21 protein-coding genes and 1 pseudogene are annotated in these 25,518 nt (G+C 39.8%); 13 read left to right on the top strand and 9 right to left on the bottom strand.

What is annotated here, in order from left to right; all coding sequences use genetic code 11:
- Positions 1 to 135 precede the first annotated feature (135 nt).
- The 3 genes from ANA7108_RS0101285 to ANA7108_RS0101275 form a co-directional block, all read right to left on the bottom strand.
- Positions 136 to 1,707, bottom strand: a complete 1,572-nt coding sequence (locus ANA7108_RS0101285) for a CHAT domain-containing protein (protein ID WP_016948942.1) — start codon at positions 1,705 to 1,707, stop codon at positions 136 to 138.
- A 138-nt stretch (positions 1,708 to 1,845) separates the two neighbouring features.
- A complete protein-coding gene (locus ANA7108_RS0101280) occupies positions 1,846 to 3,795 on the bottom strand; it encodes a protein phosphatase 2C domain-containing protein (RefSeq protein WP_016948941.1) in 1,950 nt (649 codons plus the stop codon).
- Between the two features lie 421 nt (positions 3,796 to 4,216).
- Positions 4,217 to 4,573: an NAD(P)H-quinone oxidoreductase subunit M gene (locus tag ANA7108_RS0101275; protein WP_016948940.1), complete on the bottom strand. Its 357-nt coding sequence runs from the start codon at positions 4,571 to 4,573 to the stop codon at positions 4,217 to 4,219.
- Positions 4,574 to 5,505: 932 nt separating this feature from the next.
- Between ANA7108_RS0101275 and ANA7108_RS0101270 the strand changes: the two genes are divergently transcribed.
- Entirely contained in the window at positions 5,506 to 5,787 is a 282-nt protein-coding gene (locus ANA7108_RS0101270) for an Npun_R1517 family heterocyst differentiation transcriptional regulator (RefSeq protein ID WP_016948939.1), read from the top strand.
- A 630-nt stretch (positions 5,788 to 6,417) separates the two neighbouring features.
- On the opposite strand, the gene ANA7108_RS0101265 is transcribed toward ANA7108_RS0101270, so the two are convergent.
- Together ANA7108_RS0101265 and ANA7108_RS0101260 are read right to left on the bottom strand one after the other, a co-directional pair.
- Complete coding sequence (locus ANA7108_RS0101265; RefSeq protein ID WP_016948938.1) at positions 6,418 to 7,113, bottom strand: response regulator transcription factor; 696 nt, start codon at positions 7,111 to 7,113, stop codon at positions 6,418 to 6,420.
- Between the two features lie 258 nt (positions 7,114 to 7,371).
- On the bottom strand, positions 7,372 to 7,575 hold the full coding sequence (locus ANA7108_RS0101260) for a hypothetical protein (RefSeq protein WP_016948937.1): 204 nt from the start codon (positions 7,573 to 7,575) through the stop codon (positions 7,372 to 7,374).
- Positions 7,576 to 7,760: 185 nt separating this feature from the next.
- Between ANA7108_RS0101260 and ANA7108_RS0101255 the strand changes: the two genes are divergently transcribed.
- From ANA7108_RS0101255 to ANA7108_RS0101245, 3 genes are all read left to right on the top strand, one after another.
- Positions 7,761 to 8,633, top strand: coding sequence for an S-methyl-5'-thioadenosine phosphorylase (locus ANA7108_RS0101255; RefSeq protein ID WP_016948936.1), 873 nt, complete (start codon positions 7,761 to 7,763; stop codon positions 8,631 to 8,633).
- Between the two features lie 226 nt (positions 8,634 to 8,859).
- The gene (locus ANA7108_RS28425; protein ID WP_016948935.1) at positions 8,860 to 9,054 is read left to right on the top strand and encodes a DUF4277 domain-containing protein; all 195 of its coding nucleotides are present in this window, start codon (positions 8,860 to 8,862) and stop codon (positions 9,052 to 9,054) included.
- A complete protein-coding gene (locus tag ANA7108_RS0101245) occupies positions 9,054 to 9,494 on the top strand; it encodes a ubiquinol-cytochrome c reductase iron-sulfur subunit (RefSeq protein WP_016948934.1) in 441 nt (146 codons plus the stop codon). Before ANA7108_RS28425 ends, ANA7108_RS0101245 begins: the two co-directional genes overlap by 1 nt.
- Here the strand turns inward: ANA7108_RS0101245 and ANA7108_RS0101240 are convergent.
- The 3 genes from ANA7108_RS0101240 to ANA7108_RS0101230 all read right to left on the bottom strand — a co-directional run bounded on the left by ANA7108_RS0101240 (position 9,491) and on the right by ANA7108_RS0101230 (position 15,046).
- The gene (locus tag ANA7108_RS0101240; RefSeq protein WP_026103918.1) at positions 9,491 to 11,425 is read right to left on the bottom strand and encodes a CHASE2 domain-containing protein; all 1,935 of its coding nucleotides are present in this window, start codon (positions 11,423 to 11,425) and stop codon (positions 9,491 to 9,493) included. The two genes, ANA7108_RS0101245 and ANA7108_RS0101240, sit on opposite strands and share 4 nt — an antisense overlap.
- 12 nt (positions 11,426 to 11,437) lie before the next feature.
- Positions 11,438 to 12,157: a DUF928 domain-containing protein gene (locus ANA7108_RS0101235; RefSeq protein ID WP_016948931.1), complete on the bottom strand. Its 720-nt coding sequence runs from the start codon at positions 12,155 to 12,157 to the stop codon at positions 11,438 to 11,440.
- 375 nt (positions 12,158 to 12,532) lie between these two features.
- Positions 12,533 to 15,046 carry a CHAT domain-containing protein gene (locus tag ANA7108_RS0101230; protein ID WP_237741471.1) on the bottom strand — a complete coding sequence of 838 codons (2,514 nt, stop codon included), beginning with the start codon at positions 15,044 to 15,046 and terminating at the stop codon, positions 12,533 to 12,535.
- Between the two features lie 481 nt (positions 15,047 to 15,527).
- Between ANA7108_RS0101230 and ANA7108_RS30005 the strand changes: the two genes are divergently transcribed.
- From ANA7108_RS30005 to ANA7108_RS0101205, 6 genes and pseudogenes are all read left to right on the top strand, one after another.
- Entirely contained in the window at positions 15,528 to 15,704 is a 177-nt protein-coding gene (locus ANA7108_RS30005) for a hypothetical protein (RefSeq protein ID WP_158318338.1), read from the top strand.
- A 32-nt stretch (positions 15,705 to 15,736) separates the two neighbouring features.
- A complete protein-coding gene (locus tag ANA7108_RS0101225; protein WP_016948929.1) occupies positions 15,737 to 16,126 on the top strand; it encodes a hypothetical protein in 390 nt (129 codons plus the stop codon).
- A gap of 16 nt (positions 16,127 to 16,142) precedes the next feature.
- Positions 16,143 to 16,499 (top strand): hypothetical protein, encoded by a 357-nt coding sequence (locus tag ANA7108_RS0101220; RefSeq protein ID WP_016948928.1) that lies wholly within the window; start codon positions 16,143 to 16,145, stop codon positions 16,497 to 16,499.
- Positions 16,500 to 16,756: 257 nt separating this feature from the next.
- A pseudogene (gene nrdJ / locus ANA7108_RS31305) lies at positions 16,757 to 19,341 on the top strand (ribonucleoside-triphosphate reductase, adenosylcobalamin-dependent).
- A 131-nt stretch (positions 19,342 to 19,472) separates the two neighbouring features.
- Complete coding sequence (locus tag ANA7108_RS0101210) at positions 19,473 to 19,691, top strand: hypothetical protein (protein WP_016948927.1); 219 nt, start codon at positions 19,473 to 19,475, stop codon at positions 19,689 to 19,691.
- Positions 19,692 to 20,009: 318 nt separating this feature from the next.
- On the top strand, positions 20,010 to 20,309 hold the full coding sequence (locus tag ANA7108_RS0101205) for an RNA-binding protein (protein ID WP_016948926.1): 300 nt from the start codon (positions 20,010 to 20,012) through the stop codon (positions 20,307 to 20,309).
- Between the two features lie 124 nt (positions 20,310 to 20,433).
- Here ANA7108_RS0101205 and ANA7108_RS0101200 read toward each other — a convergent pair whose 3' ends face one another.
- Positions 20,434 to 21,024 (bottom strand): hypothetical protein, encoded by a 591-nt coding sequence (locus tag ANA7108_RS0101200; RefSeq protein ID WP_016948925.1) that lies wholly within the window; start codon positions 21,022 to 21,024, stop codon positions 20,434 to 20,436.
- Positions 21,025 to 21,365: 341 nt separating this feature from the next.
- Here ANA7108_RS0101200 and fbp point away from each other — a divergent pair, with 341 nt between their 5' ends.
- The 3 genes from fbp (at position 21,366) to zwf (ending at position 25,445) form a co-directional block, all read left to right on the top strand.
- The gene (gene fbp / locus ANA7108_RS0101195; protein WP_016948924.1) at positions 21,366 to 22,415 is read left to right on the top strand and encodes a class 1 fructose-bisphosphatase; all 1,050 of its coding nucleotides are present in this window, start codon (positions 21,366 to 21,368) and stop codon (positions 22,413 to 22,415) included.
- Positions 22,416 to 22,658: 243 nt separating this feature from the next.
- The gene (gene tal, locus ANA7108_RS0101185; RefSeq protein ID WP_016948922.1) at positions 22,659 to 23,804 is read left to right on the top strand and encodes a transaldolase; all 1,146 of its coding nucleotides are present in this window, start codon (positions 22,659 to 22,661) and stop codon (positions 23,802 to 23,804) included.
- A gap of 111 nt (positions 23,805 to 23,915) precedes the next feature.
- Entirely contained in the window at positions 23,916 to 25,445 is a 1,530-nt protein-coding gene (gene zwf, locus ANA7108_RS0101180; RefSeq protein WP_016948921.1) for a glucose-6-phosphate dehydrogenase, read from the top strand.
- Positions 25,446 to 25,518: the final 73 nt, after the last annotated feature.

The raw sequence follows: 25,518 nt of genomic DNA, 5'->3' as shown, positions 1-25,518 counted from the left end.
AATTAATTAGCATTGTTGACAGCTACAGCTTGAAGAATCAAATTTCCGCAAAAAACAATGATCGTTTCTCTATATTTAAAGTAGAAGATTGAAACTAATCCTGGAATCAGAAACTTTACCCTTGAAATTAATCTATTAGGGGCTTTTAATTAAAAATTCCCATGTTTCACCTTTAGCGCTGCCAAACTTTAATTGCATCCCCGATCTAAGCGGAACTTCCTCCCGGAGGATTTGTTGCCAACCATTTGGACCTAGACACCAAGTTGTACCATAAGTTGATAAATCTTGTAGATAGTACGTTCGCACTGATGTAGTACCAGTCAGAGTATTCCGACATAAGATTTCGGCGTGACGTTTAGAAATATAGAGTTCAGGAATAACAATATCATTATCTTTAGTGCGACCAATACGGGTGACACCGGAACGCAATAACCAAGTTTTACCTTCTGGTGAAAGCGATCGCAATGATGCTGTCGGTGTTGAGGAACCCAGACCAGAGATAGCCGTATCTGGTAGTTCTGTAATTCCTTCATCAACAGTCTTAATCAAGTCACCATTAAAATCTGGATGTAGATAGAGAACTGGTAATGTCCAAGCTGGTTGATTGAACTTATATAGTGTTAACAGTTCTTGTCTGGCTGATGCCACAGCTTCATCAATTGGTTTGCGCGATCGCAATGCTTCTGTAAAAGCTTGAATAAAACTGTGACTTTCTTGATCAGCAATTTCATCCCGCATTGCTAATATCGCAGGTACACCATGACGGATGAGTACTTCTGCTAAACTACTAGTAGGTATAACTTGCTGATTAATTGTTGCTGGTTGCGCCCCCCAGCAGGCATTAAAAACTCCCAGTTTTACACCTGTACGTGTTAATACCTGCGCTAATTCTATCCCATTGAGAGTCATATCTGACCCCAAAAATAATAACCCACCATCTGGAGCAGGTAGACCGTGGCCAGCGAAAAAAAAGACATTGTAGGCTTTGGTTTCTAACTCTTGAATTAACTGTTGTGGAGTGGGTTGCAACAGAGTCTTCACCATACAGGGCGCATAGACACTTTTTTCTAATGGACTACAGTCTGACAAGATTTTTTCGAGAATGGCAGCTTCTGTTTCTAATTGCAGATTGTCATCATGTCCTAAAACTAATAAGACATTTAATGCTGGGTCAGTTCGCAAATTTGGCAGAGGTTCAACTTCACTAGTAGTGCGACTGAATAAGATATCTTGGGAAAGAGATATTGCTGATTGACCAGGTTCACGCTGCATAATTTCCCAAGGCAGAGCAATAAGTTCCGGGTCACGAATTTCTAAACGGAAGCGCAACCGTTTATTTTGACCCATAGCAATACCACGACTACGTTCTAGACTACCAAGAATTGACCCATCGAATACCCAACGCCATAAACTGATGCCGAGGTATTGCATCAACCGACTACTGTAAGGACTTGTGGTTTGACTGACGACGGGCAAATTTAAATCAACTGGTAATGTATTTACTCCTGGTAATGTCGGCAATGAAACAATATCCATATGACCAGCAAACATCTGCTGCCATTCTTGCCAAATTTGAGTAAGTTCAGTAGAAAAAACACAGTCACGCAAAACATAACCACTGGGATAGGGAGCTTTGACCACCCAAATAGCGAAGTTATCAGTGCCAGTATTTACTAGACGGGCGATCGCCAGATTCAGGCAGGACATGGATTCAAGAAACTAAACTTTAAGAACAAATAATTAGCAATAAACTTAGTCCAGGCAGAAATTTTTACCTGGTAATTTTTGATTTTGTTTATCACCTGCATTATAGGATAGTGTGGTATGCCGTAAAGGCATTGTTCACTAAGGCGCAGGTGTTTGACTGACTGGTGGTGAGAAATCTTTCTGGTTGTTTTCTAGGTTTGTTGGTTGTGGGTTGACGGATGGATTTATCGGCTCGGCAATCGGAAGTGGTAGCTGCCGTTGGACTTTGATCCAATATCCTAGTAAACCAGATGCTAAAAGTACCCCCAAAAGAACTAGCAACTGTAGCGGTAATTGAGAGGTGCGAATAGGCTTGGTTTCTGGAATAACTTGAGTTTGCTGGTGAGATTTGTCTAAAACTGTCCCGTTTGTGATTTTTTGTGTCAAATCTACCGTTTTGCTAGAGGAAACAGTGGGAATGTCAGCTTTGAGCCTTAATTCAGGTTCGGAATATTGGACTTGATAATGTAATAAAGCAATGGTGACATTATCGTGTCCATTTTTTGTATTAGCGATTTCTATAAGTCGCTGGGCTACATTTTCTATATTTGTGTCGCCAGAAAGAATTGGTAAAATTTCTGTTTCCCAATATTCCTCTACACGGTCAAAATCACTCAAACCATCGGATGTGAGTAGAAAAATGGCATCTTCATCAATGATAAACCTTTGGGATGTGGGATGTAATGAAGCGCTTTTACTCATCCCTAAAGCTTGCACCAAAGAGCCAGAACCACTATGTTGTAATGCTTCGCGGTATATAGCATAGCCTAAACGCACTTCGCGGGAAGCCACATCATCATCTAAGGTAACTTGATAACAACCGTGGCGGGTAATCCAATAGGCACGACTATCACCAATATGGGTGATATACATTTCATGGGCGATGGGCAAAGCCATTACCAGAGTGGTTCCCATCCGTTGTCGCCCTTGACGATTTTCAATATCATTGCGCTGGCTAATTTTATCATTGACAAGTGCTACTGCCTGTTCTAAATCAGTTAGCAGCAGCAAGGGATCTATGTTCTCATAAGGAACTGAAGTTAGTTCGATTACTTGTTGCTGAATAGTTTCAATGGCCAAAGTGGATGCGATGTTACCTCCTTCATGCCCACCAATACCGTCGCAGACAATAGCTAAGGCTGTTTGCTGTGGTGGTTTACTCACCACGACACCACTGGGTGGGTAACAGGCATCTTCGTTGCGTTGACGACTGGGGCCTGTATTAGTTTGGGTGACAATTTTAATAGCTGTCTGTACTGGAGAAGTTCGTCCGGTAGCAGATGTCCCTAACTGTGCTAGTCCTTGATCTAAAACTGTAATTAATTGTTCAGATGAGTTGATTTTGCCCTGAATTAGAGAATCGCTAATTTGGTTGAGAAATTCAGCTATGGCTGGCTTGGCCTCTTTCCGCAGTGCTTGCCAAAATTCCCCTAATTGTGACAATGTTGGCTCTGGTTTTGAATCTAAATGCAACTCCAGTAACCGCACTAATGCCCCTTCAACTCGCAATACACTGGGATCTAATAAGCTGGAAGCTACTCCTTCCGTTGACAGGGGTTGCCACAAATGAGCTAACTGCCAAAGCCAGTTCATTTGCCGTATTGATGAGGCTTCACCCCAAACAGTAGTTAATTCGCTGCACAGATGTACTTGAGAGCTTAGACTATCAACTAACAGGGGAGGGTTTTCCAGAAGTAATATTTCTGACTGGGATTGTTCGGGGTTTACAGTTAACACCCCATATATTTGCGGTATGTGTAAGCGGTAGGGAATGAGTTTGAGATAGGCTTGAAATTTCTGTAAATTATCTAATTCAGGTGTTTGGGGTAGTAATCCAGGCTTGAGATCAAAAACAATTGATTGACCAATGACTAGATAGCGATCAGCTAAAATTTCTCCAAGACTACCCAGACTTAAACTATCTCCCACAGCCCAAAGGTAACGCTTGGGTAATGGTGTCGAACATCGCTGGCAAAACTTGTGTGTTAGGGGGTTAGCAGCTTGACAATATTCATTTGGGCAGTACAGCGTTGCCGCGTCATTTTCCATATTTGTCGCACCGAGCAGCGATTGGCAATTTCTTTAACGGTATTTACAACGGTAATTTAGACCGCTTATGTTTTCGTCTTGAACATATCCAGCTTTGGATATTGATTTTAGCTGGTGACTAGCAGCAGTTACTACTTAATTATCCCAAGAGCATATTCCTAACTCAACCTTACAGCCTCATCATAACTTCTATTGCTCTGGGACTCGCTACCATCAAAGTAACTAAATTTAATGCTGTCAGCAAAGCTTGACTTGGGGAGATGGCAGCTGGGGAGTTGTATGTTCCTTGCTGCACTTTTTTCTTAGCCCTTCAATTTGCTGTCTAGTAGGGACTGGGATGCTCAATTCTGCCAGTCCCCACCAGTGCCTAAATTGTTAGTGAGTTACAAAATTTATAACTCACCAACAACGACTTTTCAGCTTATTGATTTGAGTTGGCTGCAACTTGGGGTAATCCCATGCTGTAATTAGTAACGCGGCTAGAGAGATTGTAGCTAATTTCGCCTTTTTGCAGCAGCGATCGCAGATAATGCTCTAAGTCTGACCCAATGCGACGCAAGTTATAATCTGTTAGGTCTGCGCCACTAGAGGCTTCCACTAGTTCATCAAACTTGCGATAAACTTTTTGCAGAGCATCTTCATTCCAGTTGAATTCGTTGTCTGGGTCAACATCTAGCGTCAACACCTGATTACTAGGAACTAGTTCATCTTTGTCCATTTCCGCCGCAAAAATGCGAATGTGGCGGGTTGTAGACTTGAGCAGCATCGGGTTATCCATAAAAGGTGTAAGATTTCGGTTAATTACACTGCAATCATTTTAACTGCTGTGCTTGGGCTTAATTCCTCCAAGTTACAAGCTGTGATTGCAGTTTTGACGAAATTTGGAAAATATTTAGTTTGGGTTTGTCAGCATACTGTTTGGGGAGATTGCTGCTAAGGACAGAAAACCAAACGATTGAAGCAGGTTGTGCGGCTAGTGCTTCAGTTCAACTACCAGAAGGAAAACTTGACAAGGTTCAAACTCTGCTCTTTTAGTATACAGCAAGGAAATCTCAACAGGTAGGCAGTATTGGCAGCAGGGGAGAAACCAGAACTTTTCTCTTTTATCTGTGCTTTCTCAGTGTAGCGAGTAGTCTTTAAAACTTGCTATGCTATTTTGTAAAATAGTGGCATAAAATAACTTAATTCAGTATGTATGTGATTCTCCAGAAAAAAATTTTATAACTCATAACTTTACTGATTAACTCACTTGAAATTTACTGAGAAAATCCCATACATTGAGTAATTTTACTTATTTAGTCTACAGCGATTTATAGCTCTAATCAAATGATAACACCCAGCGTTTATACCTAAGTGTAAATACAGAGATAAGTCCGATAAGTAAAACTGTTATTGACGTTTAGATAAAGTTGATGTAAAAACTTTTAAAAAGGTCTGACAAGTTCTTACAGAAACTTTATTGTATGGAATCTTAAAAACTGAATAATAGTTTATGAGTAACATATGCGATAACTAGCACAGGATCATCAAAACAGAGACGAAAATATAGCTGGAACAAAAACGGGGGGAGTTAAATCGAATGAAAAAGTGATGTATAAGAAAAAGTTCTTAATTCCAATGCTTCTTTGTATTTAAAAAAATATAAAGAATTTTTCTCCGGATATCAAGTTTCTCACTCGCATGAACACCAAGTAAAGGAATCCTCAGACTATGAACTCCAAAGCATTACCACGCCAAATAAATAATCTCGAAGTAGGTGTTTATGAATGCGAAATTCATCTCAAATTCAGGTTGATTGAAGAAAAGAGTCTATTGGGAGATCGTGAACAACTTTTGCAGGTGTTATTAGATGCACTAACTGAGGGATCTGATGACTTTTTGGAGACACTACAAGCGTCTGTAAAAGCTCAGGAGGTTTCTGAGTTCAAAGCCTCACCGCAAATGAGACGGCAACTGATGCGCTTACGGAACTTTGCTGATAATAGCCAATAACGAAAGGTGTACTTTTAAGAAGTAGCAAATTCGGCTTCGGGTATCAAATAGTAAATTTATTTACTTTTTCCCTTACTTATTTGCTATCATTATTTGTCGGCTTGTATAATCAGACTCTACAGATACAAGTGAGAAGATCAACTAAGGGAAGTTCAAGCAAGTATCTGAATCAACCTTGATCCTGTGCACTACCAACATACTTGGCTGTCTAATCAAAGCAGTCATCCCTTACTACCAATTTAGACTAGGGTAGTTGAAAATTTATTTTCAGATAAATTTCAACATGAGCAGGGTTCCGCTTCAAGGATAAGAACCCACATATTATTTTTTGTTAGCAAACTTACCAGGGTGTATCCTACAAACTTTTTGACCAAAGCTGAATGCCAAACACAAAATTTTTCGGGTTATGGCAAATATCCATAATGTAAGTATTTGTTAGTCTTAGTTAAGAAAAGAGTAACTAGCTACCAACCCTTTTTTGTCAAAATGGAATTAAACCTCAATTTTTCCCAGGCTGTAACCTTGAAAATTCGTTGATTCATGCCATAGAGATGAAAGAGGGTTATAAAACCCAGATACGAAAAGACTTTTCAGACTATCCTCTATCATCTGCTATGTCTTCAAAAAAGTTTAATTAGCCAATCCATGTTCTAAAGCAAAACGAACTAACTCTGTACGGCTATTAGTGCCAGTTTTACTAAACAAACGGCTGACATATTTTTCAACATTACGAACGCTAGTTTCTAAGCGTCGAGCAATTTCTTTATTCATCAATCCTTCTGCAACTAGGTTTAAGACGCTTTGCTCTCTGGGAGTTAAATCAATTTTGAAAGGAGGTGGGGAGTAAGAAATTGCTGTTCTGGGACTTAACAAATCTTTAATTTTGGAAATTTCCAGGGCTAATTTGGCAATATCCATGTTTTCTCCATCTTCACTTATAGCTGGTGCTTGAGCAGAGCGACGAGCCAGCAAGTTTTCGATAATTGCCACTAATTCATCAGGATCGAAGGGTTTGGGTAGATAAGCGTCAACACCAGCTTGGTAGCCTTGAATGCGATCGCCTGTCATGCCTTTAGCAGTTAAAAATACTACAGGCATTGCTTGAAAGCGGGGGTCATCTCGCAGTTGTTTGAGAAACTGATAACCATCCACTTGGGGCATCATGATATCAGAAATTACTAAATCAGGTGTATTTTGCTGCATCAAGTCCCAACCTTCACGGGCGTTACTGGCAGTTTGAACACTGAAACCGCTTTCTTGTAAATACTCTTTCACGGCTTCCCGCAATCCTGGTTCATCATCTACCAGTAACAGTTGTGCTGTCATTGAAAATTCCTTTAAGTGTACCTTTTTCTAATTTAGCGAAAGTTAAGAGATTTTGGGTACAGGGAATTGGGGAAAGTTGACACAAATGGACAGACGCAACAACAAGGAGAGGTGCAGGACTTCTAATACACAACAGTGTAAATCAAGCAACCATGAAAAATTCCTGAAAAGTTGGTGTAATCTGCTTTTTAAATTTTAAATTTTAAATCTTAAATTCCGCCTCAGGTAGTATGAATTGAGACTTGTGCATTCATTCTCTTAATCTACTACTTTAATCAGTCCTCTTTTTAAGGCATCAAATACCTTATTAATTTGGTTTAAATTATGTTCGCTTAAACCTTCCTGATGTAAAAGGTTAGACATCATTGTATATTGGTCTTGGCGTGTAATTCTGCGATTACTAAATATGCGTTCCAAAATTGCTTCTAAGTTGGTTTGGCGTGAATTATCTGTAAGTTGCATATTTTTCACCATTGTTTTATATAATTTTCATACTTATTAATTGCACAATAACAAAATTTGACTAACTTGCCATTGGTAGCTTTACTTAAACAAAAAAAATTAGCTAATTACTAATTCGTAGCTTTGTACTATTCAAGTTTTCGGTAGAATAACTTAGCACTTTAAGAAATAATAAACCTAAGAATATGACAATAGCACAAATAGGCATTATAGGTGGTAGTGGTTTATACAAGATGGAGTCACTTGAAGATGTGGAAGAATTAGAGATACAGACTCCCTTTGGTTCACCATCAGACGCTTTTATTTTAGGTACGTTAGGAAAAACTAGAGTTGCTTTTTTAGCTCGTCATGGTCGTAATCATACGCTTTCACCTTCCGAGTTACCATTTCGTGCCAATATTTATGCCATGAAGCAATTGGGTGTGAAGTACTTAATTTCAGCCAGTGCAGTTGGTTCTTTGAAGGAAGAAGCTAAACCACTAGATATGGTAGTACCAGATCAGTTTATTGACAGGACAAAAAATCGAATTTCTACGTTTTTTGGTGAAGGAATTGTGGCACATATCACATTTGGTGAGCCGATTTGCCAAAATTTGGCTAGTGTGGTGGCTGATGCGATAGCTTCTTTAAATTTACCAGATGTGAGTCTACACCGTGGTGGTACTTACGTGTGCATGGAAGGACCGGCATTTTCGACCAAGGCGGAATCGAATCTTTATCGTAGTTGGGGAGCAACGGTAATTGGGATGACAAATTTACCAGAAGCCAAGTTAGCCAGAGAAGCAGAAATCGCTTATGCAACTTTAGCACTGGTGACTGATTATGATTGTTGGCATCCAGATCATGATAGTGTGACGGTGGAAATGGTAATTGCTAATTTACATAAAAATGCTGTAAATGCTCAAAAGGTAATTCAAGAGACTGTGAAGCGTTTAACTGAGAATCCACCTGCTAGTGATGCACATTTGGCGTTAAAGTATGCGATTTTGACGAATTTAGATAAAGCACCAGCAGCGACTAAGGAGAAGTTAGGTTTGTTATTGGAGAAGTATTTGTAGTCATATCATGTCCGGTGAAATACCCATAATTAGCGTTCATATCAGGATGCGGAAAATTTTTTTATTATGGATATGCCGGACATTATATAACCCACATTCCGCAGATATTGAAGCAGATTAAATAATTAGGAATTGTAAAAATATAAAGCCTGAAATGGTTAGCTGGTAATCATTTCAGGCTATTCATTGTAAAATAATAAGTGCGAAATAGAGAAAGAGAAAAAACATGAAAGAGTCTCAAGTTGCCATGCCAATCCTAAATATAGACCATTTAGGAATAGTAGCGGGAATAATAGACGAGATGGAATTGGTAGAAGAAGTGAATAAAATAGTGGGAATAAAAACAAGAGAAATTCTCACACCGGGACAAGTAATAATATATAGGTTGGTGAAAAATAACACATTAACTAAAAGCAACTAATGAAACGTCGTGAGTTTATAAACTGGGTGGGTTTAGGTTGTTTAGCTAGTTCTCTACCTGTCGCCCTTGCTGCTTGTTCTCCCGAAACCAGCACATCTGCTACTTCTGGATCTAATGAAGCTACTAAGGGCTGGCAAAAAGTGGGTACTGTGGCACAATTAGATAAAAATGGGCAATTATTGGCGGAAAATTCACCCATTGGGGCAGTGTTAGTAGTGGGAACATCGAAAGCGTCCAAAGACTTGATTGCAGTTAATCCTACCTGTACTCATGAAGGTTGTACAGTTGCATGGGAAGCAAAACAAAATACATTTGTTTGTCCCTGTCATAGTGCAGAATTTGCTCGTGATGGTAAAGCACAAAAGAGGCCAGCTAAAAAACCGCTGAAAACTTACCTAGCGAAGATTGAAGCTGGTTCTGTGTTTGTCAAGACGGCTTAAGATACTAAAACTTGGTAGATTTGAGTTAATTCATCTCGTCCTTTTAACCGAATGCTGCCGATAAATTTGGTAGGAAACTTATCTTTAATATGTTGATAAGTTTCTTCATTAATCAAAATTCGGCAAAGTCCACAATTCAAAGATTTATCATAACTTTCTAATCTAGATGCGACATTTACCGTGTCTCCTAGGGCTGTATATTCGGCTCGGTGGGTGTTACCTAGCATACCTGTAACTACTGTTCCTGTGGCAATCCCAATGCGAATAGCAACGGTGGGATTACCTGATAACTGCCATTGTTGATTTAGCGATCGCAATTTATCGGCCATTGCTAAAGCACAACCAACTGCATTTTCAGCATCAATGGCGATTTCTACCAAGTTTGTGCGTTCAATTGGCACACCAAACAGCGCCATTACTGCATCACCAATAAATTTATTCACCATCCCGTTATATTCCAGGACAATATCAGCCATTGCTTGCATATATTCATTCAGCCAAGACATAAGCGCCGTAGGAGTCATGGTGGTGGCAATAGAGGTAAAACCCTCTAAATCTGAAAACAGTACGCTTGCTGTCATTTCTCGCCCAATAACTGACCCTTTTTGCAGCAAATTGTGGCGAGATGTCCAGATTTGATCGGCAACTTGAGATGTTACCTGCTGTTTGAACAAGGCCATAAGAGTGTATCGGTCTTGACGTTCTAAACGGGTAGTATAAATAGCAATTGCGATCGCAGATCCCCCTAAACCAAGCAGTGATGGGACAAAAGGAATCCACCAACCTTGGAGAAAAACCAGGTAAGAACCTAAAATCAAACTACTTGCAGCCATTATTAAACTTAATACCGTTTCTCTGTAAGAGATATTTTTATAAATAAATTTTTTAGACCGCAATGTCCAGCCGAGAATAGCACCAACAAAAGACCATAAAATAATCCATAGCCATTGTATTGCTTCAGGACTACCGCGCATCATTGGTCTGCCTTCTAATGCAGCACTCAAAATTTGACTAGCTAAATTAGCATGAATAATCACCCCAGGCATTCTTTCTGGAAAAGCACTAAAAGAAGTACTGTAAGGAGTGAAAAAATCATCATGCAAACTTTCCGCAGTTGCACCAATTAAAATAATCCGATCTCGTCCCCAATTTGCAGGGACATCATCATTCACCACCTGCATAATTGAATATTTTTGAAAGTGGTCTTGTGTGCCTCGAAAATTTAGTAAAATCTGATAGCCTCGATCATCGCTGCGAATATAACCACCATCATTTTTTTCAAAAGGAATAAAAATAGCTTTTCCTAGTTGATAATGACGTTTTTCTGCATCTATTTCTTTTAAATCAATTCCTTTATTTTTTAAATACATTAAAGATAGTTTTGCTGCCAAACCTAAAACTTCTTCACCCGATTTAGTTTCCAAAGAAATTAGACCCCGACGGACTTTACCATCAGCATCTAATAACAAATCGGAAGCAGCTATTTGATCTCGTTCACTTAAGATTGGATGGGGATTTACTTCCGGTCCATATCCATCTCCCACAACTTTTTTTACCCCAATTAGATTGGGTGTAGATTTGAGGATTTGAATTAGTTGTTCATGACCAGGTTGTACAGGTAAATCTCGATATAAATCCAAACCAATAGCTAGGGGTTTTTGTTGGCGGATTTTATCTAACATTTTTGCCAGTACAGCATCAGGAATTGGCCATTGCCCAACTTCTCTAATCGTCGCTTCATCAATAGTAACTACCACAATCCGGGAGTCTGGAGGTTCTGGGGAACGCAGTTGAAAAAATTGGTCAAGTGCTGTCCAATCTATCATCTGAAACAACCCCAGAACACGCATGATAATGATGCAACCCGCTACTGATGGAGTTACTACCAATACTGCTCGCCAGCTATTGAGGAACGGTTTGAGTTTAATCACATCAGCGGAGTTTTAATTTTGGGGCTGCTGACAACAATCAACTACAGGGACTTGGCTAAGTTCAGTTAAGCCAACAGACTGAAGAAGTTCGTGCCATTCAGCGCCAATTTGGGTATTTTGCGGAAGCGATCGCTTTAAATCAGCTAATGTGGCTACAGTGTCATACCACAGTCCATTTTGAGCATAGAGTTGAGCTTTTTCCAAGGGGCTGGCAGTTGCTAGACTACTATTGAGCGCAGAACTGAGTTCGACACGTTCCAATCTTCCTTCCAAAACAATATCCCGTTGTCGTTCTTCTGGATCACAAATCAAAGCCAGATTCCATTTATACTGCTTACCAACAGCCAAAGCCCCAGCCGCTTTCGGAATTTTAAAGCTAGTAATTCCCGGAGTAGCTGTCAAATCAACGATAGTTTGGTAAATTCCGTTGCCTTCACCATCCCATAAAGTCAATTCAGCCTTCCGAGTCACCGATTCAGATATTTTCACCAAAACAGTGGGATAAGCCGCAACTGTTAACTCTTTTTCGGTGGCTGGAATTAAAGCCGTCAAAATTGGTTGTGGAGATGAATTTTCAACTTGCTGACAAATTCCTCTGGTTGCGCCCCCTCCAGTTTTTTGGGGACTACCTTTAGCTTTAAAGGTGACAGCTTGGGCTGGTGCTAAGGGCAGTAATACCAGTCCAGTAAAGAGCAGAGATAATAGGGAACGAGATAATTTTTGCATATTCATAATTCAAGGGTGAAACTGACTAATCATATAAACAACGAATATTGACTGTATTTCTGTTGCGATTCCTAATTTCTAAGTATTTCTCCAGAACTGGATATTATCGGTATTTACTGATCAAGCCTCAATTCGCTAGGATTTGCATGAGCGCAGAATGATCTTGCTCGAGTTTACGGAGATTAATATTGGTTTTCCAGATCAGTAGTACACTACGGTGTAAGTCAACCAACCATTAAAAATTCATGAAAAGCTTGTCTAATCTGCTTTTTTTTTATTTTTAGCTTTTAATTCCGTCTTGTGGTACTAGTGTGATTATACTGAAAAGCTGTAGAAAATAAAATACCCTATATCTAAAATTTACAATACCTTTAATAATACTTATTGCCAATTTCCTACCAACACAAAGGCAGACCAAAAATACGGATTCTGGAATTTTTGATTTTTTAAGAGCAATAGTTGAGCATTGCGGAGGGCTTCAGCTTTACTAACTTTAGATTTAGCTAATTGCCTGTAAAATTCGCTAATGAGAATAGATGTAGATTCGTCGTTAACTTGCCAGAGAGTACCGACAGTACTACCAGCACCCGAACGAATTGCTATACCTGCCAAGCCTAAAGCTGCCCGTTCATCACCAGCAGCAGTTTCACAGGCACTGAGAACTAACAATTCAATGGATGGTTTTTTGGCATCATTGCGGGATTCTCGCAATAATTGGTCTAATTCTTTGACATTTAGCCGCTTATCCCAAGTTAAAATAAAGGTGTCTGCGGCTTTGGAGCTAAATTGACCATGAGTAGCTAAATGAACGATAGGAAAAGATGCTGCTTTGATTTGCTTTTGTAGAGATTCAACAATAAACTGCTGATTTAAAAGTGTATTTGTGGGTATCTCCGATGAAATCTGCTGAACTTCAGTCGCCACTTCTGGTAAAGCGGGAAAACCCTGACGTGCTTCTGTCAGTGCTGCAATTAAGGCTTTGAGTTTAACTTGGGTTAGAGGTTTAGGTTCGAGAAGTTGGAGTCCAGAAGTCAGGGCAATGTTATATTTTTCCAAGAGATATTGTTGACCATCATGAAGCGTGGTCATTGGTAAACTCTGTAAAGCACCATCAAGGACAAATACCAAAGTTTTGATACCATTGGCGGTTAAATCAGCCTCAGCAGGACGAATTAACCAATTGTAAAGTTTTTGAAGTACAGGTAATCGCTCTTGTGGAAAAGCCGTCCGTCTCAGGGAAATTCGGGCTTGTTTAATCGTAGTTTTTAATTCCGCCTGGGGTTGATTAGTTGTGTATTTACGTAAGGGTTTGTTAGGAATAGAGAGAATAACTTCTAGTCTGTCATTTAAAATGATTGGATAAATAACAGCTGCAGTGGGATCAATTTCATCAATTAGTTTCGGTTTAGCATCTGCACAAGCATCACGGAAAAAGTTATCTAATTCTGCTAATTGCAAAGATTCAATTATTTGACGGGCTTGTTGTAATTTAGCCTGACTGGGAGATTCTTCTTTTAATAATAATCCCACCAACTCTCGATAAATTGGTTCGACACTTTCCCGAAAAGAAAATTGGACATCAGGGTTAACTGTCACCAAATCACCGCGCAAAGAACCCAGGATTTTAATAGATTGGGTATATTGAGAAATTGCCCCTTCAGTATTTTTTTGTAATTGTTGAATCCGTCCTAATTGCCATAATAATTGATAAGCAATATCAGGATACTCAAAAGATGGCGCTAACTTCAAAGCTTGTGTTGTATAATTTTCGGCTTTTGTCCATTGTTTTTGCAGTTCCGATAATCTACCTTGTGTGAGTAATATATAAGCTTGTGTGCGGGGAGTTCCTAAATTTTGGGCTTTTCCATAAGCACTGTTTAATATTTGCTCAATTTCTATAAATGATTCAGAAAAATGTATTGCTAATTTAATTAAACTTTCAACTAAATTAATTTGAGCATAAATTCCCATTTGATTATTAGAGATTTGGCTAATTTGCGGTTTTAATGTTAACCATAAAGCTTTTGCTTCTTGCCATTTTTGCAAATCTACCAATAAACTAAGACGATTTAATAAAGCTTGAATTTGAGTATTTTGAAGAGTTGCTAATTGAGCAGAATTAACATAAGCCGAAAGTGCAGTTTCTTGATATTGGCTTTTTTGTTGTTTATTTAAACCAGGTTGATTAGCAAAAGCACGGGTTGTATTACCGATATTTAAATAAACTTCTGCTTGGATTTGAAGAAGATTTAATTTTGCTGCCGCCTGTAAACCCAAATTTAAAACTTGTTGGGATTCATGCAACTGTCCTAAAACTCGGAGAACATGACCTAAAGCGTTTATAGATTGAATATTCTGGAAAGAAAATACTTGACTTTTCCAACTTGCTAATCTTGCAACAGAAACTTCACAGTTTGATGTTTCTGAATTTAAAGATAATAATAGCGTTTGGCAAGCTCTAGGATACAATCCTAATGATTGTAAAGCTAAACTTTGGTTAATTTGACTTTGGATTAGTCGCTCTTTTGCTCCTAGTTGTTTGTAGATTTTAGCTGACTGAATCCAAGTATCTAAAGCATCTTGGATTTTACCTCGTTCTAGTTGCAATTGTCCTTGAATATCGAAAGTTTGGGCAAGTATATGCTGTTGTTCAGCAGTTGGAGTTTGGTATTGAAGCAGGGAAAGACTAAAATTGATATTTTTTTCTGCTTGTTCCCATTGTCCTAATTGTCCGAAGGTTGCAGCGAGATTACTTAATACAATGCTTTGATTTAAGAAGTCTTTCTGTATCTTAAATTCCGTTGCAGCTTGTTGTAATAAAGGTAAAACTTCTAGAAACTTGCCCCCATTATAAAGTATCCGAGCTTGTTGAATAATGGTCTGTGGTTGTTGCATTTGAGCTATCACAGGAGTAAAGCCAATTGTCAACAGTAAGGAGAGGAAAAACAATAAAATAGATTTTAGAAGCAATACCCTCATTATTTTATTAATCAGTAATTGTTTAGCAGTAATGATGAAGGGAAATTATACATTTTAATAATATATATTAATCAATATTAGTGTACATATAGCGCAAAACTGAAATAATCAGATTTACATCAGCGCAATCAAACCTAAAAAAATACTCAGCTTCTTGCTAGGGAAGGAATTAAACAAAAGAACAGTATGACACAGATAGCCTATTTCAGAAAACCTGACAGGTAAAACTTTGAGATTCTACTACCCTGGCATACAGTCAGGGTTTTATACTTACACCATTTTATAGTTACAATTTACACGAATTAAGCCACAGCGCAAAGTGGTAAAATTTTCAATCTTCCATCCTAAATCTACTTGGCGTATAGTCATAGTTTGTTTACAAGTAAGCAACTTTATCATGGTTCGAGAACTTGATAGCTTGCGTGACGACGTAGGAGTTATACGTCAACGTCAGGGTGCAACCTTTCCAGAATCTGCTCCAGCAACCAATCTGGTGTTTTTGAACTTGCCGTTATGGGACAAAAAGCGATTCCTATGTCGCGCTTTGCTATCGCACTTTACGCCATTTAGTTAGACAGAACTTACCCCCAATTTAAGGAGAAAAAAATGGATAGTGATGAAAAATTGGCCTTGATTTCCGAACTTCTCCAACTTGGCATTAAACATACCCCTGAAAAAATAGTCAAGATTGTTAAACAAGCTGATGGCAAAATCGTCTTTTTAGAACAAGGAAAATCTGGTAAAAGAGGAAGTGGACTATTACACATTTTAGAGAAACATCAAGAAGACTTTGCCAAACTTGGAATTTCTGAAGATGAAATCGCCGATGTTGTTATGGCTGCTGTAATCAATGGAATGTTTCTTGGTTATCAAGGAACAGTAGAACCCCGAAGAGAAATCTATGAAGTAAATTTTAATGGAAAAAAGCAGTATATAGCAGTGACAGTAGGCGATAATGGTTATATAGTTGGAGCTAATCCAGCCTCATTACCATAATTCCACCGTAGTAGCTATGGCAATAAAAATTAAACTAATGGCTGATTATGGGTGCGACCCTTTATGGTGGGCAGATACTGATAAAGTTGGTAACATTGACCCAGCAAAACTGCCCCTCAGCCAAGAAACCATTAACCATTTGAGAAAATGGGCAACTGCTTATAATGGCACGTTAGATTGGCAAGATCCTGGTAATTCACCAGATTTGAGTCCAGAAGCAGCAGCAGCTTTTGAACAAGAAGGAATTAGTTTGTGGAAACAACTGCAAAAAGAACTTGCACCTAATTACGAAATTATCTATTTCAGTGAGCAATTAAATCAAGTCGTAACTAATACAAGTGAACTGGCATCTTTACTTGCTATCTCTGCTTGATGGATAGTCAACGGAAAAATTAAACAAATAGCAGAATTACACAGATATCTTATTTTGGAAAACCTGACAGGTAAAACTTTGAGATTCTACTACCCTGATAATTCACGTTCAGGGTTTTATACTTAAACAAAAAACAAAAGTATAGTTATAATTGACACAGACTAAGCCATAGCGCAAAGTGGTAAATTTTTCAATCTTTAATCTTAAATCTACTTGGCGTATAGTCATAGTTTATTTACAAGCAATCATACTTTATTATGGTTCGAGAACTTGAACGTCAACGTCAGGGTGCAACCTTTCCAGAATCTGCTCCAGCCGCCAATCCGGTGTTTTTTAGAACCTACAGCCGTCGTACACAGGCAGGATTGAGAGAAACATGGGAGCAGGTATGCGATCGCACTTTACGCGGTTTAGTAGAACTGGGAAAACTCACCCGTGAAGAAGCTGCCATTTTAGACAAGATGCAGCGAAACATGAAATCCCTCCCCAGTGGTCGCTGGATGTGGGTTGGTGGTACAGATTGGTTAACCAAACCCAAAAACTTCTCCGGCGCTTATAATTGCACTTCCACCAACCTTGTAGACTGGAGTGCTTTCGGGTTGATGATGGATCTAGCCATGATGGGCTGTGGTACAGGTGCGATCATCGAACCAGAATATATTAATCAACTTCCTCCTATCCGTAATCTTCTCCATGTCACCATTCGCGGCGAAATTGGCAACACACCCCAAGAACAGCGTCGTGAATTTACACAAATCCATATAGAAGCTAACACCGCTACTATCCACGTTGGAGACAGTCGGGAAGGTTGGGTAAAATCCTATCAAACTCTTTTAGAACTTTCTACGGATGAACGCTTCACAGGTGACGTTCAGGTAATTGTTGATATTAGCGATATCCGCCAATCTGGGGAAACTCTTAAAGGTTTTGGTGGTATGGCTAACCCTGTGAAGTTGCCAGGATTATATCAGCGTTGCGCCTCTATTCTCAATAAGGCAATAGGCAGACAATTAAACTCAGTTGAATGCTGTTTATTAATTGATGAAGCTGCTGTCACAATTGTTGCCGGCAATATAAGAAGGTCCGCAGGGATGAGACAATTCGTTTCTGAAGATGAACAAGGCGCAACTGCTAAAGATAACCTCTGGCAACAAGACGCAGAAGGTAACTGGCGTATAGATCCAGAACGCGATTCTCTGAGGATGGCCAACCATACACGAGTCTTTCACCGCAAACCAACTTTAGAAGAATCCATTGCTGCTGTACGTAAACAATATTACAGTGGTGAAGGGGCAATTCAATGGGCTGGTGAAGCAGTCGCTAGAGCTAATGCTGATTTATTAAATACACCAGAACTTAAAAAAGACTTTTTGCAAGCTTACGAGCAAGGAAAAGTCGAGCAATGGATAAAAGAATACCATCCTAAAATTGATGCTGATGAGCTAGAACATAGAATAGGTAGATTTGGCTTAAATCCGTGTGGTACTTTATAATACTTGCCTCACGTAAAAAACCCCGCAAATACGGGGAAAGCTGAGAAGCTAATCCCGTGGTAATCAATGGAAATAAAAAGCTATTGACACCGTACAGCGTAGAGAGTGAAACTAGATTGCAATGAAAATTGTTTTCTAGAATATAAATCTCCAAGAGTGTGGGGGTACGTATTTCTCTATCATTTACAGTCATACGTACAAAAGGTACGCGGAGCTACAGGGAATATAGAACCTGTAGAACTAGAGGATAAAAAGCCTCTAGGATAACAAAACTGGAGATTATTGGTGCTGACTTCCACTGTAATTTGTCTGAGGTACACTTAAATCAACTCGATCCCGACAACTACAAAGAACAAGAAGAGGCATTTACCGCTGGGGCGCTTTCCGTCGTCGCGCTGTTAAATCACCAATTCCTAGAACCCCGCTATCAATACAGTCGGGAACTTGATCCCATTGTCGGTGTTTCCTTCACGGGTTTATTTGACTTCTTTGTCCATGCTTTTGGCACAAATTGGTTACGCTGGTGGGAAGCAGGAAGACCAGAAACCACCGAAGGAATGGTTTTCAAACGTGGTGAGCAAAAATATCTCAACTTCTGGAAAGATGTAGTTCATAAAGTTGTGTGGGAATATTGCGATCGCCACAACATCAAACGTCCCAACCGTTGTACAACAGTCCAACCAGCTGGCACAAAATCCCTCTTAACAGGTGCTTCTCCCGGTTGGCATCCCCCCAAAGCCCAAAGATTCATCCGTCGGATTACCTTCGGTAAAAATGACCCTGTAGCCCTAGCTTGTATAGACTATGGTTATAACGTCATTCCCTCCCAATCTGACAAAGACGAAAACGGCAACCTACTCAACGATCCTTTTGATCCTCGTTGTACAGAATGGTTAGTAGAAATCCCCGTGGCTGTATCTTGGGCTGATTTACCCGGTGCTGATGAAATAGAAGTTGCTCAATTTTCTGTTTTAGCTCAATTAGATTTTGTCATGCAAGTGCAGAGTCATTACGTCACCCATAACACCTCCGCTACCTTAGAACTCCGTTCAGAGGAAGTTGAACCCTTGGGAACACGCATCTATGAAGCTATCCAAAATGATGAAGGATATATTTCTGCGGCTTTATTAGCCCGGTTTGATGATTTACAATCTTTCCCTCGCTTACCCTTTGAACCAATAGACAAAGCCACTTATGAACGCTTGTCAGCAGAAGTAAAAGCAAGACGTACAACAGATGATTTCTGTGGGGCGTTAAGTCGTTACGATTTAGGGGAATTATCAGAAGCAGGCCCCAGTGGTTGTGACTCTGATAAATGTATGTTTCCAGATCAAACGCCAACGTCATAGGTGATTGGTGATTGGTGATTGGTGATTGGTGATTGGTAAGAATTTTTTACCCATTACCTATTACCGAAAATAGCTTTCTAAGTTACGATTGATGAAGAATTAATAATTTTTTACAATACTGGGAGAGTGTAATGTTTATTAGTGAATTATCGCCCCTATTTCAAAAACTTGCCCAGAATCCAGTTTCATTTATGGGTGGGTTTGTTTCTGGTGTCCTCCGACTCAACCTGAACGAAGATCCTGTGAAAAGTTGGCTAAATCAAGAAGGTTGTGCAAATAGTTGTAGCAAGACTGGCACAGAGGCGCAAAACGGCAAAGCCAATACACCGCAACAAATTACAATTGAATAATCTTTTCTTAACCTTTAACCGTTAACTATTGAAATGTTAACGGTTAATAGATGTAAAACATAAAAGTAGATTATTTTAATTATCTTAATCATACTAATATTACATTTTTTTATAAAACGTCATGCTTGGGAAAATGTCACTATCAGCTATGATAATAAACGTATAAGTATATTCAGTCTGATGGCAGATTAAGTTATGGTTAATGTCCTACAACTTTTGCTGTCTATGAATCAGAAAAGACTATGCAATACTTGCAATTTGCGTAATTCTGTTTTCTAGCTGAACTAATCGCTTTTTGTTGAAAATTACCTGACCCACATGACTATTTACGTTGGAAATCTCTCTTACCGTGCGACCGAAGCAGACTTAAAAGCCGTGTTTGCTGATTATGGCGAAGTTAAAAGAGTTGTCTTACCTACTGACCGCGAAACTGGAAAAATACGTGGATTTGCTTTTGTTGATATGATCGAAGACGCACAAGAAGATGCAGCTATTACAGAATTAGACGGTGCAGAATGGATGGGTCGTCAACTGAGAGTTAATAAAGCAAAACCACGAGAAGATAATCGAAGGGATGATAATCGACGTGGTAGTTGGGAGTCGAGACAAGATTTTTAATTCAGCTGGTTTGAAACCATCACAGATTATTAGAAAGGGGTAATATATTTTTCAAAACAGCTTTTTTTGATTTGATTCAATGCGTAGGGGTTTAGCAATGCTAAACCCAGAATCCAAAATTATCTCAACTCACCACAAGTTTTTTAGCAAGATGCTTTCTCCGTAATTTAGCAGCACCAAAGCAAATACCTAATGTTGCTAGTCCCACAGTAGAGTTAAGCTCAAAGGGAACAGCCGCAGAGACAGGAGTGAATGTTGTTGTGGCGCTAGAAAAATCAAAATATGTATTAGTGGGTGTAAACAGATAGGTTAAAGTACTAGAACCTGGTGGTCTTAATAATAACTCATTAGTTCCATCACCGAATAAGATATCAGCATAAGTGATATTACCACCAGTAACGGTAAAAGCTGGAGAACCAGCACCCCCAAGATTATAACCGAAACCGACTCCATCACCTCCAGGACTGGATGTAACTGTTGCTGTAATCCCTGGTCCAGCGTTATTACCCTCTACTAGACCACTTAATGTGCCTGTAACAAATCCGTTAGTCCCGCCATCTACATCCTGAAAAGAAAAGGTGAAATCAAGGGCATTAGCAGGGGCAGCGCCTAGTAATACTGAAGCACCAAATCCAGCTACAGCAAGGCTTTTAGCGATTATGGGGGGGTAGAAAGCTTCATTTTTGCCATGAGTGTAAAATCTTAAAAGATACATTACCCATATAATAAAACAGTTTTTATATAGTGTTAATAATTACTAAAAATGAATTTACAACTCAGAAAAAATACTTAAAATCACCAATCCCCAGTAAAATCTTAGCATCTTAAAATACAGCAGTTTCCATGCATTTAGATCACATCCTTGATTTCTCTTGGCGACTCTGCGCCTCTGCGTGAGATAAAAAAGATGTCCCCCTTACACGCTCAAATTTGAATTCTGTAGTTTATCTAAAATCAATCTTTAGTTATCAAAATACCTTTCTAAGATAGAGGCAGCAACCAAAAGTTGCCATTGGTAAAACTGACCCAAAAGCAAAACTCTAGGGAGTAATAAAAATGGCTCAAGCCTCAGAATCTTTAAATTTGTCGATCAACTACGCTACAGATAAAGCCCTAGATCGTGATTGTACAACCTTATCGCGTCATGTACTCCAGCAATTGCAAAGTTTTTCCGCAGACGCTCAGGATTTAAGTGCGCTGATGAATCGCATCGCTTTGGCTGGTAAACTAGTGGCGCGTCGCATGAGCAACGCCGGCTTAATGGAAGGCGTTCTGGGATTTACTGGAGAAGTCAACGTCCAGGGAGAATCTGTCAAAAATTTGGATGTTTACGCTAACGACGTATTTATCTCAGTATTTAAGCAAAGCGGCTTAGTTTGTCGCCTAGCTTCCGAGGAAATGGAAGACCCCTACTATATCCCGGAAAATTGCCCAATTGGTCGTTATACCTTGCTTTATGACCCAATAGATGGTTCATCTAACACAGATACTAATCTCAGCTTAGGTTCGATTTTCTCCATCCGTCAACAGGAAGGAGACGATAGCGATGGTAAAGCTACTGACCTGTTGACCAACGGACACAAGCAAATTGCCGCTGGATACATACTGTACGGTCCCTGCACGATGCTGGTCTATACTATAGGTAAAGGCGTTCATTCCTTTACCCTTGATCCCAGCTTAGGGGAATTTATTCTCACACAAGAAAATATCAAGATTCCTGACCACGGTTCCGTTTACAGCGTTAATGAAGGTAACTTCTGGCAGTGGGATGAATCCATTAGAGAATACATTCGCTATGTTCATCGCACCGAAGGTTATACCGCTCGTTATAGTGGCGCAATGGTGAGTGATATACATAGAATTTTAGTTCAAGGTGGTGTGTTTCTCTATCCAGGCACACTGCAAAAACCAGAAGGTAAATTGCGCCTACTTTATGAATCTGCACCTTTAGCATTTGTGATTGAACAAGCTGGTGGTCGTGCGACTACAGGATTAGTAGATATTGTAGACGTAGTTCCCAAAAAACTACATCAACGCACACCTCTAATTATTGGTAGTAAACAAGATGTGGCAAAGGTAGAGTCTTTTATTCAAAACGGTCATTAGACGAAGTTGAAAAAAAGCGTCTAACTGTTGCCAGTAATGAAGCTGAAGATTGGCAATTGGGGTAATGCAGGATTAGCAATGTTTGTATGTGAGGTTATAGAAGGTGACAGGAAACAGGTGACAGGTGACAGTGGTAAAAGCCTTTCGGGGTCTAAATTTTAGCATTGTTTCTTGTCTTCACCGCACCTGATAATTTTCTCAACTTCACCAAAAAACACTGTGAATTGGAGTTAAAAAATAGCTATGGCAACCAATCATTTATTAGAGATTAAACAATACGGTCAAAGTATCTGGATGGATAATTTGAGTCGTGACATTATTCAATCAGGGGAACTCGAAAACTTGGTAAAAAATCAAGGAATCTCTGGTATTACCTCTAACCCAGCCATCTTTGAAAAAGCAATTACTGGTAATGCCATTTATGATACCGATATTGAAGCTGGAATTCGTGAGGGTTTAGCGACATACAAAATTTATGAATCCCTAGTTTTTGCAAATATCCGCAATGCTTGTGATATTTTGCGTCCTGTTTATGAAGCCACGAATGGTCTAGATGGTTATGTGAGTATAGAAGTCCCACCAACCATTGCTGATGATACCGAAGCGACAATAGCTGAAGCTCGTCGATATTTCCAAGAAATAGGGCGAGAAAATGTGATGATTAAAATTCCTGGGACTGAGGCTGGTTTACCTGCGGTAGAACAAGCAATAGCTGAAGGAATTAATATCAATGTGACGCTGTTGTTTGCAGTCCAAAGTTACATTAATGCAGCTTGGGCGTATATTCGGGGCTTAGAAAAACGGGTTAGTGAAGGTAGGGATATCAGCAAAATTGCTTCTGTAGCCAGCTTTTTCCTGAGCCGGATTGATAGCAACATCGACGGTAAAATAGATGCTAAATTGCGACGGGGTGTTGATGACATTAACCAGGAAGCGAGACTGCGAGCTATCAAAGGGAAAATTGCGATCGCTAACGCCAAGATAGCTTACCAAGAATACAAGAAAATCACCAGCACTGATACTTGGCAAGTCTTAGCAGCAAAAGGCGCAAAAGTACAGCGGTTGCTGTGGGCCAGCACCAGCACCAAAGACCCCAGTTACAGCGATGTCATGTATGTCAATGAATTGATTGGCAAAGACACCGTTAACACCTTACCACCAGCCACAATTAAAGCTTGTGCCGATCACTGTGATGTTGCTAATCGCCTGGAAACACGTGTAGAAGAAGCTGACAATCTCCTCGAAAGCTTGAAAGAACCGGACATCAACATTGACATCAATGCCGTCATGGACGAATTACTCCTTGAAGGTATTGACAAATTTGTCCAGCCCTTCCAGTCACTAATGAACTCTTTAGAAGGCAAAATCAAGCTATTGTCACCAGTATAGGGATTTGGTAATAGGTGATGGGTAATAGGTAATATTTTTTTCCAATTACCAATTACCAATTACCAATTACCAATCACCATCTAAAATCCAAAATCCAAAATCTAAAATTCTATGGTCAGTCTGCTAGAAAATCCCCTACGCGTTGGTCTACAACAGCAAGGGATGCCCGAACCCCAGATTATAGTTATCTTTGGCGCTTCCGGGGATCTTACCTGGCGCAAACTAGTACCAGCACTGTACAAATTGCGGAGAGAAAGACGGATTCCTCCAGAAACCACCATTGTGGGTGTAGCACGTCGAGAATGGAGCCATGAGTACTTCCGTGAGCAAATGCAGAAGGGCATGGAAGAAGCCCACAGTAATGTCGAACTAGGAGAACTGTGGCAAGACTTCTCCCAAGGTCTGTTCTACTGTCCTGGGAATATAGACGACCCAGAAAGTTACCAAAAACTGAAAACCTTATTAACCGAATTAGACGAGAAACGGGGAACAAGGGGCAACCGAATGTTCTACCTTTCCGTTGCCCCCAACTTCTTCCCTGAAGCTATTAAACAGCTAGGGGCAGGGGGAATGCTAGATGATGCCTACAAGCATCGACTGGTAATTGAAAAACCCTTTGGTCGAGACTTGGCTTCTGCCCAAAGTCTGAACCAAATAGTGCAGAAATATTGTAAAGAAAACCAAGTCTATCGCATTGACCACTACTTGGGTAAAGAAACAGTTCAAAACTTGCTGGTGTTCCGTTTTGCTAACGCCATTTTTGAACCCTTGTGGAATCGGCAATTTGTTGATCACGTACAAATTACCGTCGCGGAAACCGTAGGCGTTGAAGACCGGGCTGGTTATTATGAAAGCGCCGGCGCACTGCGGGATATGTTGCAAAACCACTTAATGCAACTATATTGCTTGACGGCAATGGAAGCACCCAATTCGATGGATGCTGACAGTATCCGCACAGAAAAAGTTAAAGTACTACAAGCTACTCATCTAGCTGATATTCATAATCTCTCACGTTCGGCAATTCGTGGGCAGTATAGCGAGGGCTGGATGAAAGGACAACCAGTCGCTGGGTATCGAACAGAACCAGGAGTGAATCCCAACTCAACAACACCTACCTATGTAGCAATGAAGTTCATGGTGGATAACTGGCGATGGAAAGGTGTTCCTTTTTACCTCAGAACTGGAAAGCGGATGCCGAAAAAAGTCAGTGAAATTGCTATTCACTTTCGTGAAGTTCCTTCCAAAATGTTTACCTCCGCTGCTCAACAGACAAACGCCAACATTTTGACGATGCGAATTCAGCCAAATGAAGGAATTTCCCTGCGCTTTGATGTGAAAATGCCAGGGGCAGAATTCCGTACTCGCGCCGTTGACATGGATTTTAGTTATGGTTCCTTTGGTATCCAAGCTACTTCTGATGCCTATGACCGCCTGTTCCTTGATTGTATGATGGGCGACCAAACACTCTTCACACGGGCAGATGAAGTGGAAGCAGCTTGGCAGGTAGTGACACCAGCCCTTTCTGTTTGGGATGCACCCGCAGATCCTACAACTGTTCCTCAGTATGAAGCAGGTACTTGGGAACCAGCGGAAGCAGAATTTTTAATTAACCAAGATGGTCGCCGTTGGCGCAGACTCTAAGTATTTAGGTAATGGGTAATGGGTAATAGCTAAATAATTCTTATCCAATTACCAATTACCAATCACCAATCAC

The organism is Anabaena sp. PCC 7108 (assembly GCF_000332135.1).
GTDB lineage: Bacteria > Cyanobacteriota > Cyanobacteriia > Cyanobacteriales > Nostocaceae > Anabaena.
The sequence above is the reverse complement of the archived record's forward strand: the minus strand, read 5'-3'. Positions and strand labels throughout refer to the sequence as shown.

Coding starts and splice junctions, on each gene's coding strand:
- ANA7108_RS0101285 (WP_016948942.1), bottom strand. CDS start 1,707: ATGTCCTGCCTGAATCTGGCGATCGCCCGTCTAGTAAATACTGGCACT.
- ANA7108_RS0101280 (WP_016948941.1), bottom strand. CDS start 3,795: ATGGAAAATGACGCGGCAACGCTGTACTGCCCAAATGAATATTGTCAA.
- ANA7108_RS0101275 (WP_016948940.1), bottom strand. CDS start 4,573: ATGGATAACCCGATGCTGCTCAAGTCTACAACCCGCCACATTCGCATT.
- ANA7108_RS0101270 (WP_016948939.1), top strand. CDS start 5,506: ATGAACTCCAAAGCATTACCACGCCAAATAAATAATCTCGAAGTAGGT.
- ANA7108_RS0101265 (WP_016948938.1), bottom strand. CDS start 7,113: ATGACAGCACAACTGTTACTGGTAGATGATGAACCAGGATTGCGGGAA.
- ANA7108_RS0101260 (WP_016948937.1), bottom strand. CDS start 7,575: ATGCAACTTACAGATAATTCACGCCAAACCAACTTAGAAGCAATTTTG.
- ANA7108_RS0101255 (WP_016948936.1), top strand. CDS start 7,761: ATGACAATAGCACAAATAGGCATTATAGGTGGTAGTGGTTTATACAAG.
- ANA7108_RS28425 (WP_016948935.1), top strand. CDS start 8,860: ATGAAAGAGTCTCAAGTTGCCATGCCAATCCTAAATATAGACCATTTA.
- ANA7108_RS0101245 (WP_016948934.1), top strand. CDS start 9,054: ATGAAACGTCGTGAGTTTATAAACTGGGTGGGTTTAGGTTGTTTAGCT.
- ANA7108_RS0101235 (WP_016948931.1), bottom strand. CDS start 12,157: ATGAATATGCAAAAATTATCTCGTTCCCTATTATCTCTGCTCTTTACT.
- ANA7108_RS0101230 (WP_237741471.1), bottom strand. CDS start 15,046: ATGCAACAACCACAGACCATTATTCAACAAGCTCGGATACTTTATAAT.
- ANA7108_RS30005 (WP_158318338.1), top strand. CDS start 15,528: ATGGTTCGAGAACTTGATAGCTTGCGTGACGACGTAGGAGTTATACGT.
- ANA7108_RS0101225 (WP_016948929.1), top strand. CDS start 15,737: ATGGATAGTGATGAAAAATTGGCCTTGATTTCCGAACTTCTCCAACTT.
- ANA7108_RS0101220 (WP_016948928.1), top strand. CDS start 16,143: ATGGCAATAAAAATTAAACTAATGGCTGATTATGGGTGCGACCCTTTA.
- ANA7108_RS0101210 (WP_016948927.1), top strand. CDS start 19,473: ATGTTTATTAGTGAATTATCGCCCCTATTTCAAAAACTTGCCCAGAAT.
- ANA7108_RS0101205 (WP_016948926.1), top strand. CDS start 20,010: ATGACTATTTACGTTGGAAATCTCTCTTACCGTGCGACCGAAGCAGAC.
- ANA7108_RS0101200 (WP_016948925.1), bottom strand. CDS start 21,024: ATGTATCTTTTAAGATTTTACACTCATGGCAAAAATGAAGCTTTCTAC.
- fbp (WP_016948924.1), top strand. CDS start 21,366: ATGGCTCAAGCCTCAGAATCTTTAAATTTGTCGATCAACTACGCTACA.
- tal (WP_016948922.1), top strand. CDS start 22,659: ATGGCAACCAATCATTTATTAGAGATTAAACAATACGGTCAAAGTATC.
- zwf (WP_016948921.1), top strand. CDS start 23,916: ATGGTCAGTCTGCTAGAAAATCCCCTACGCGTTGGTCTACAACAGCAA.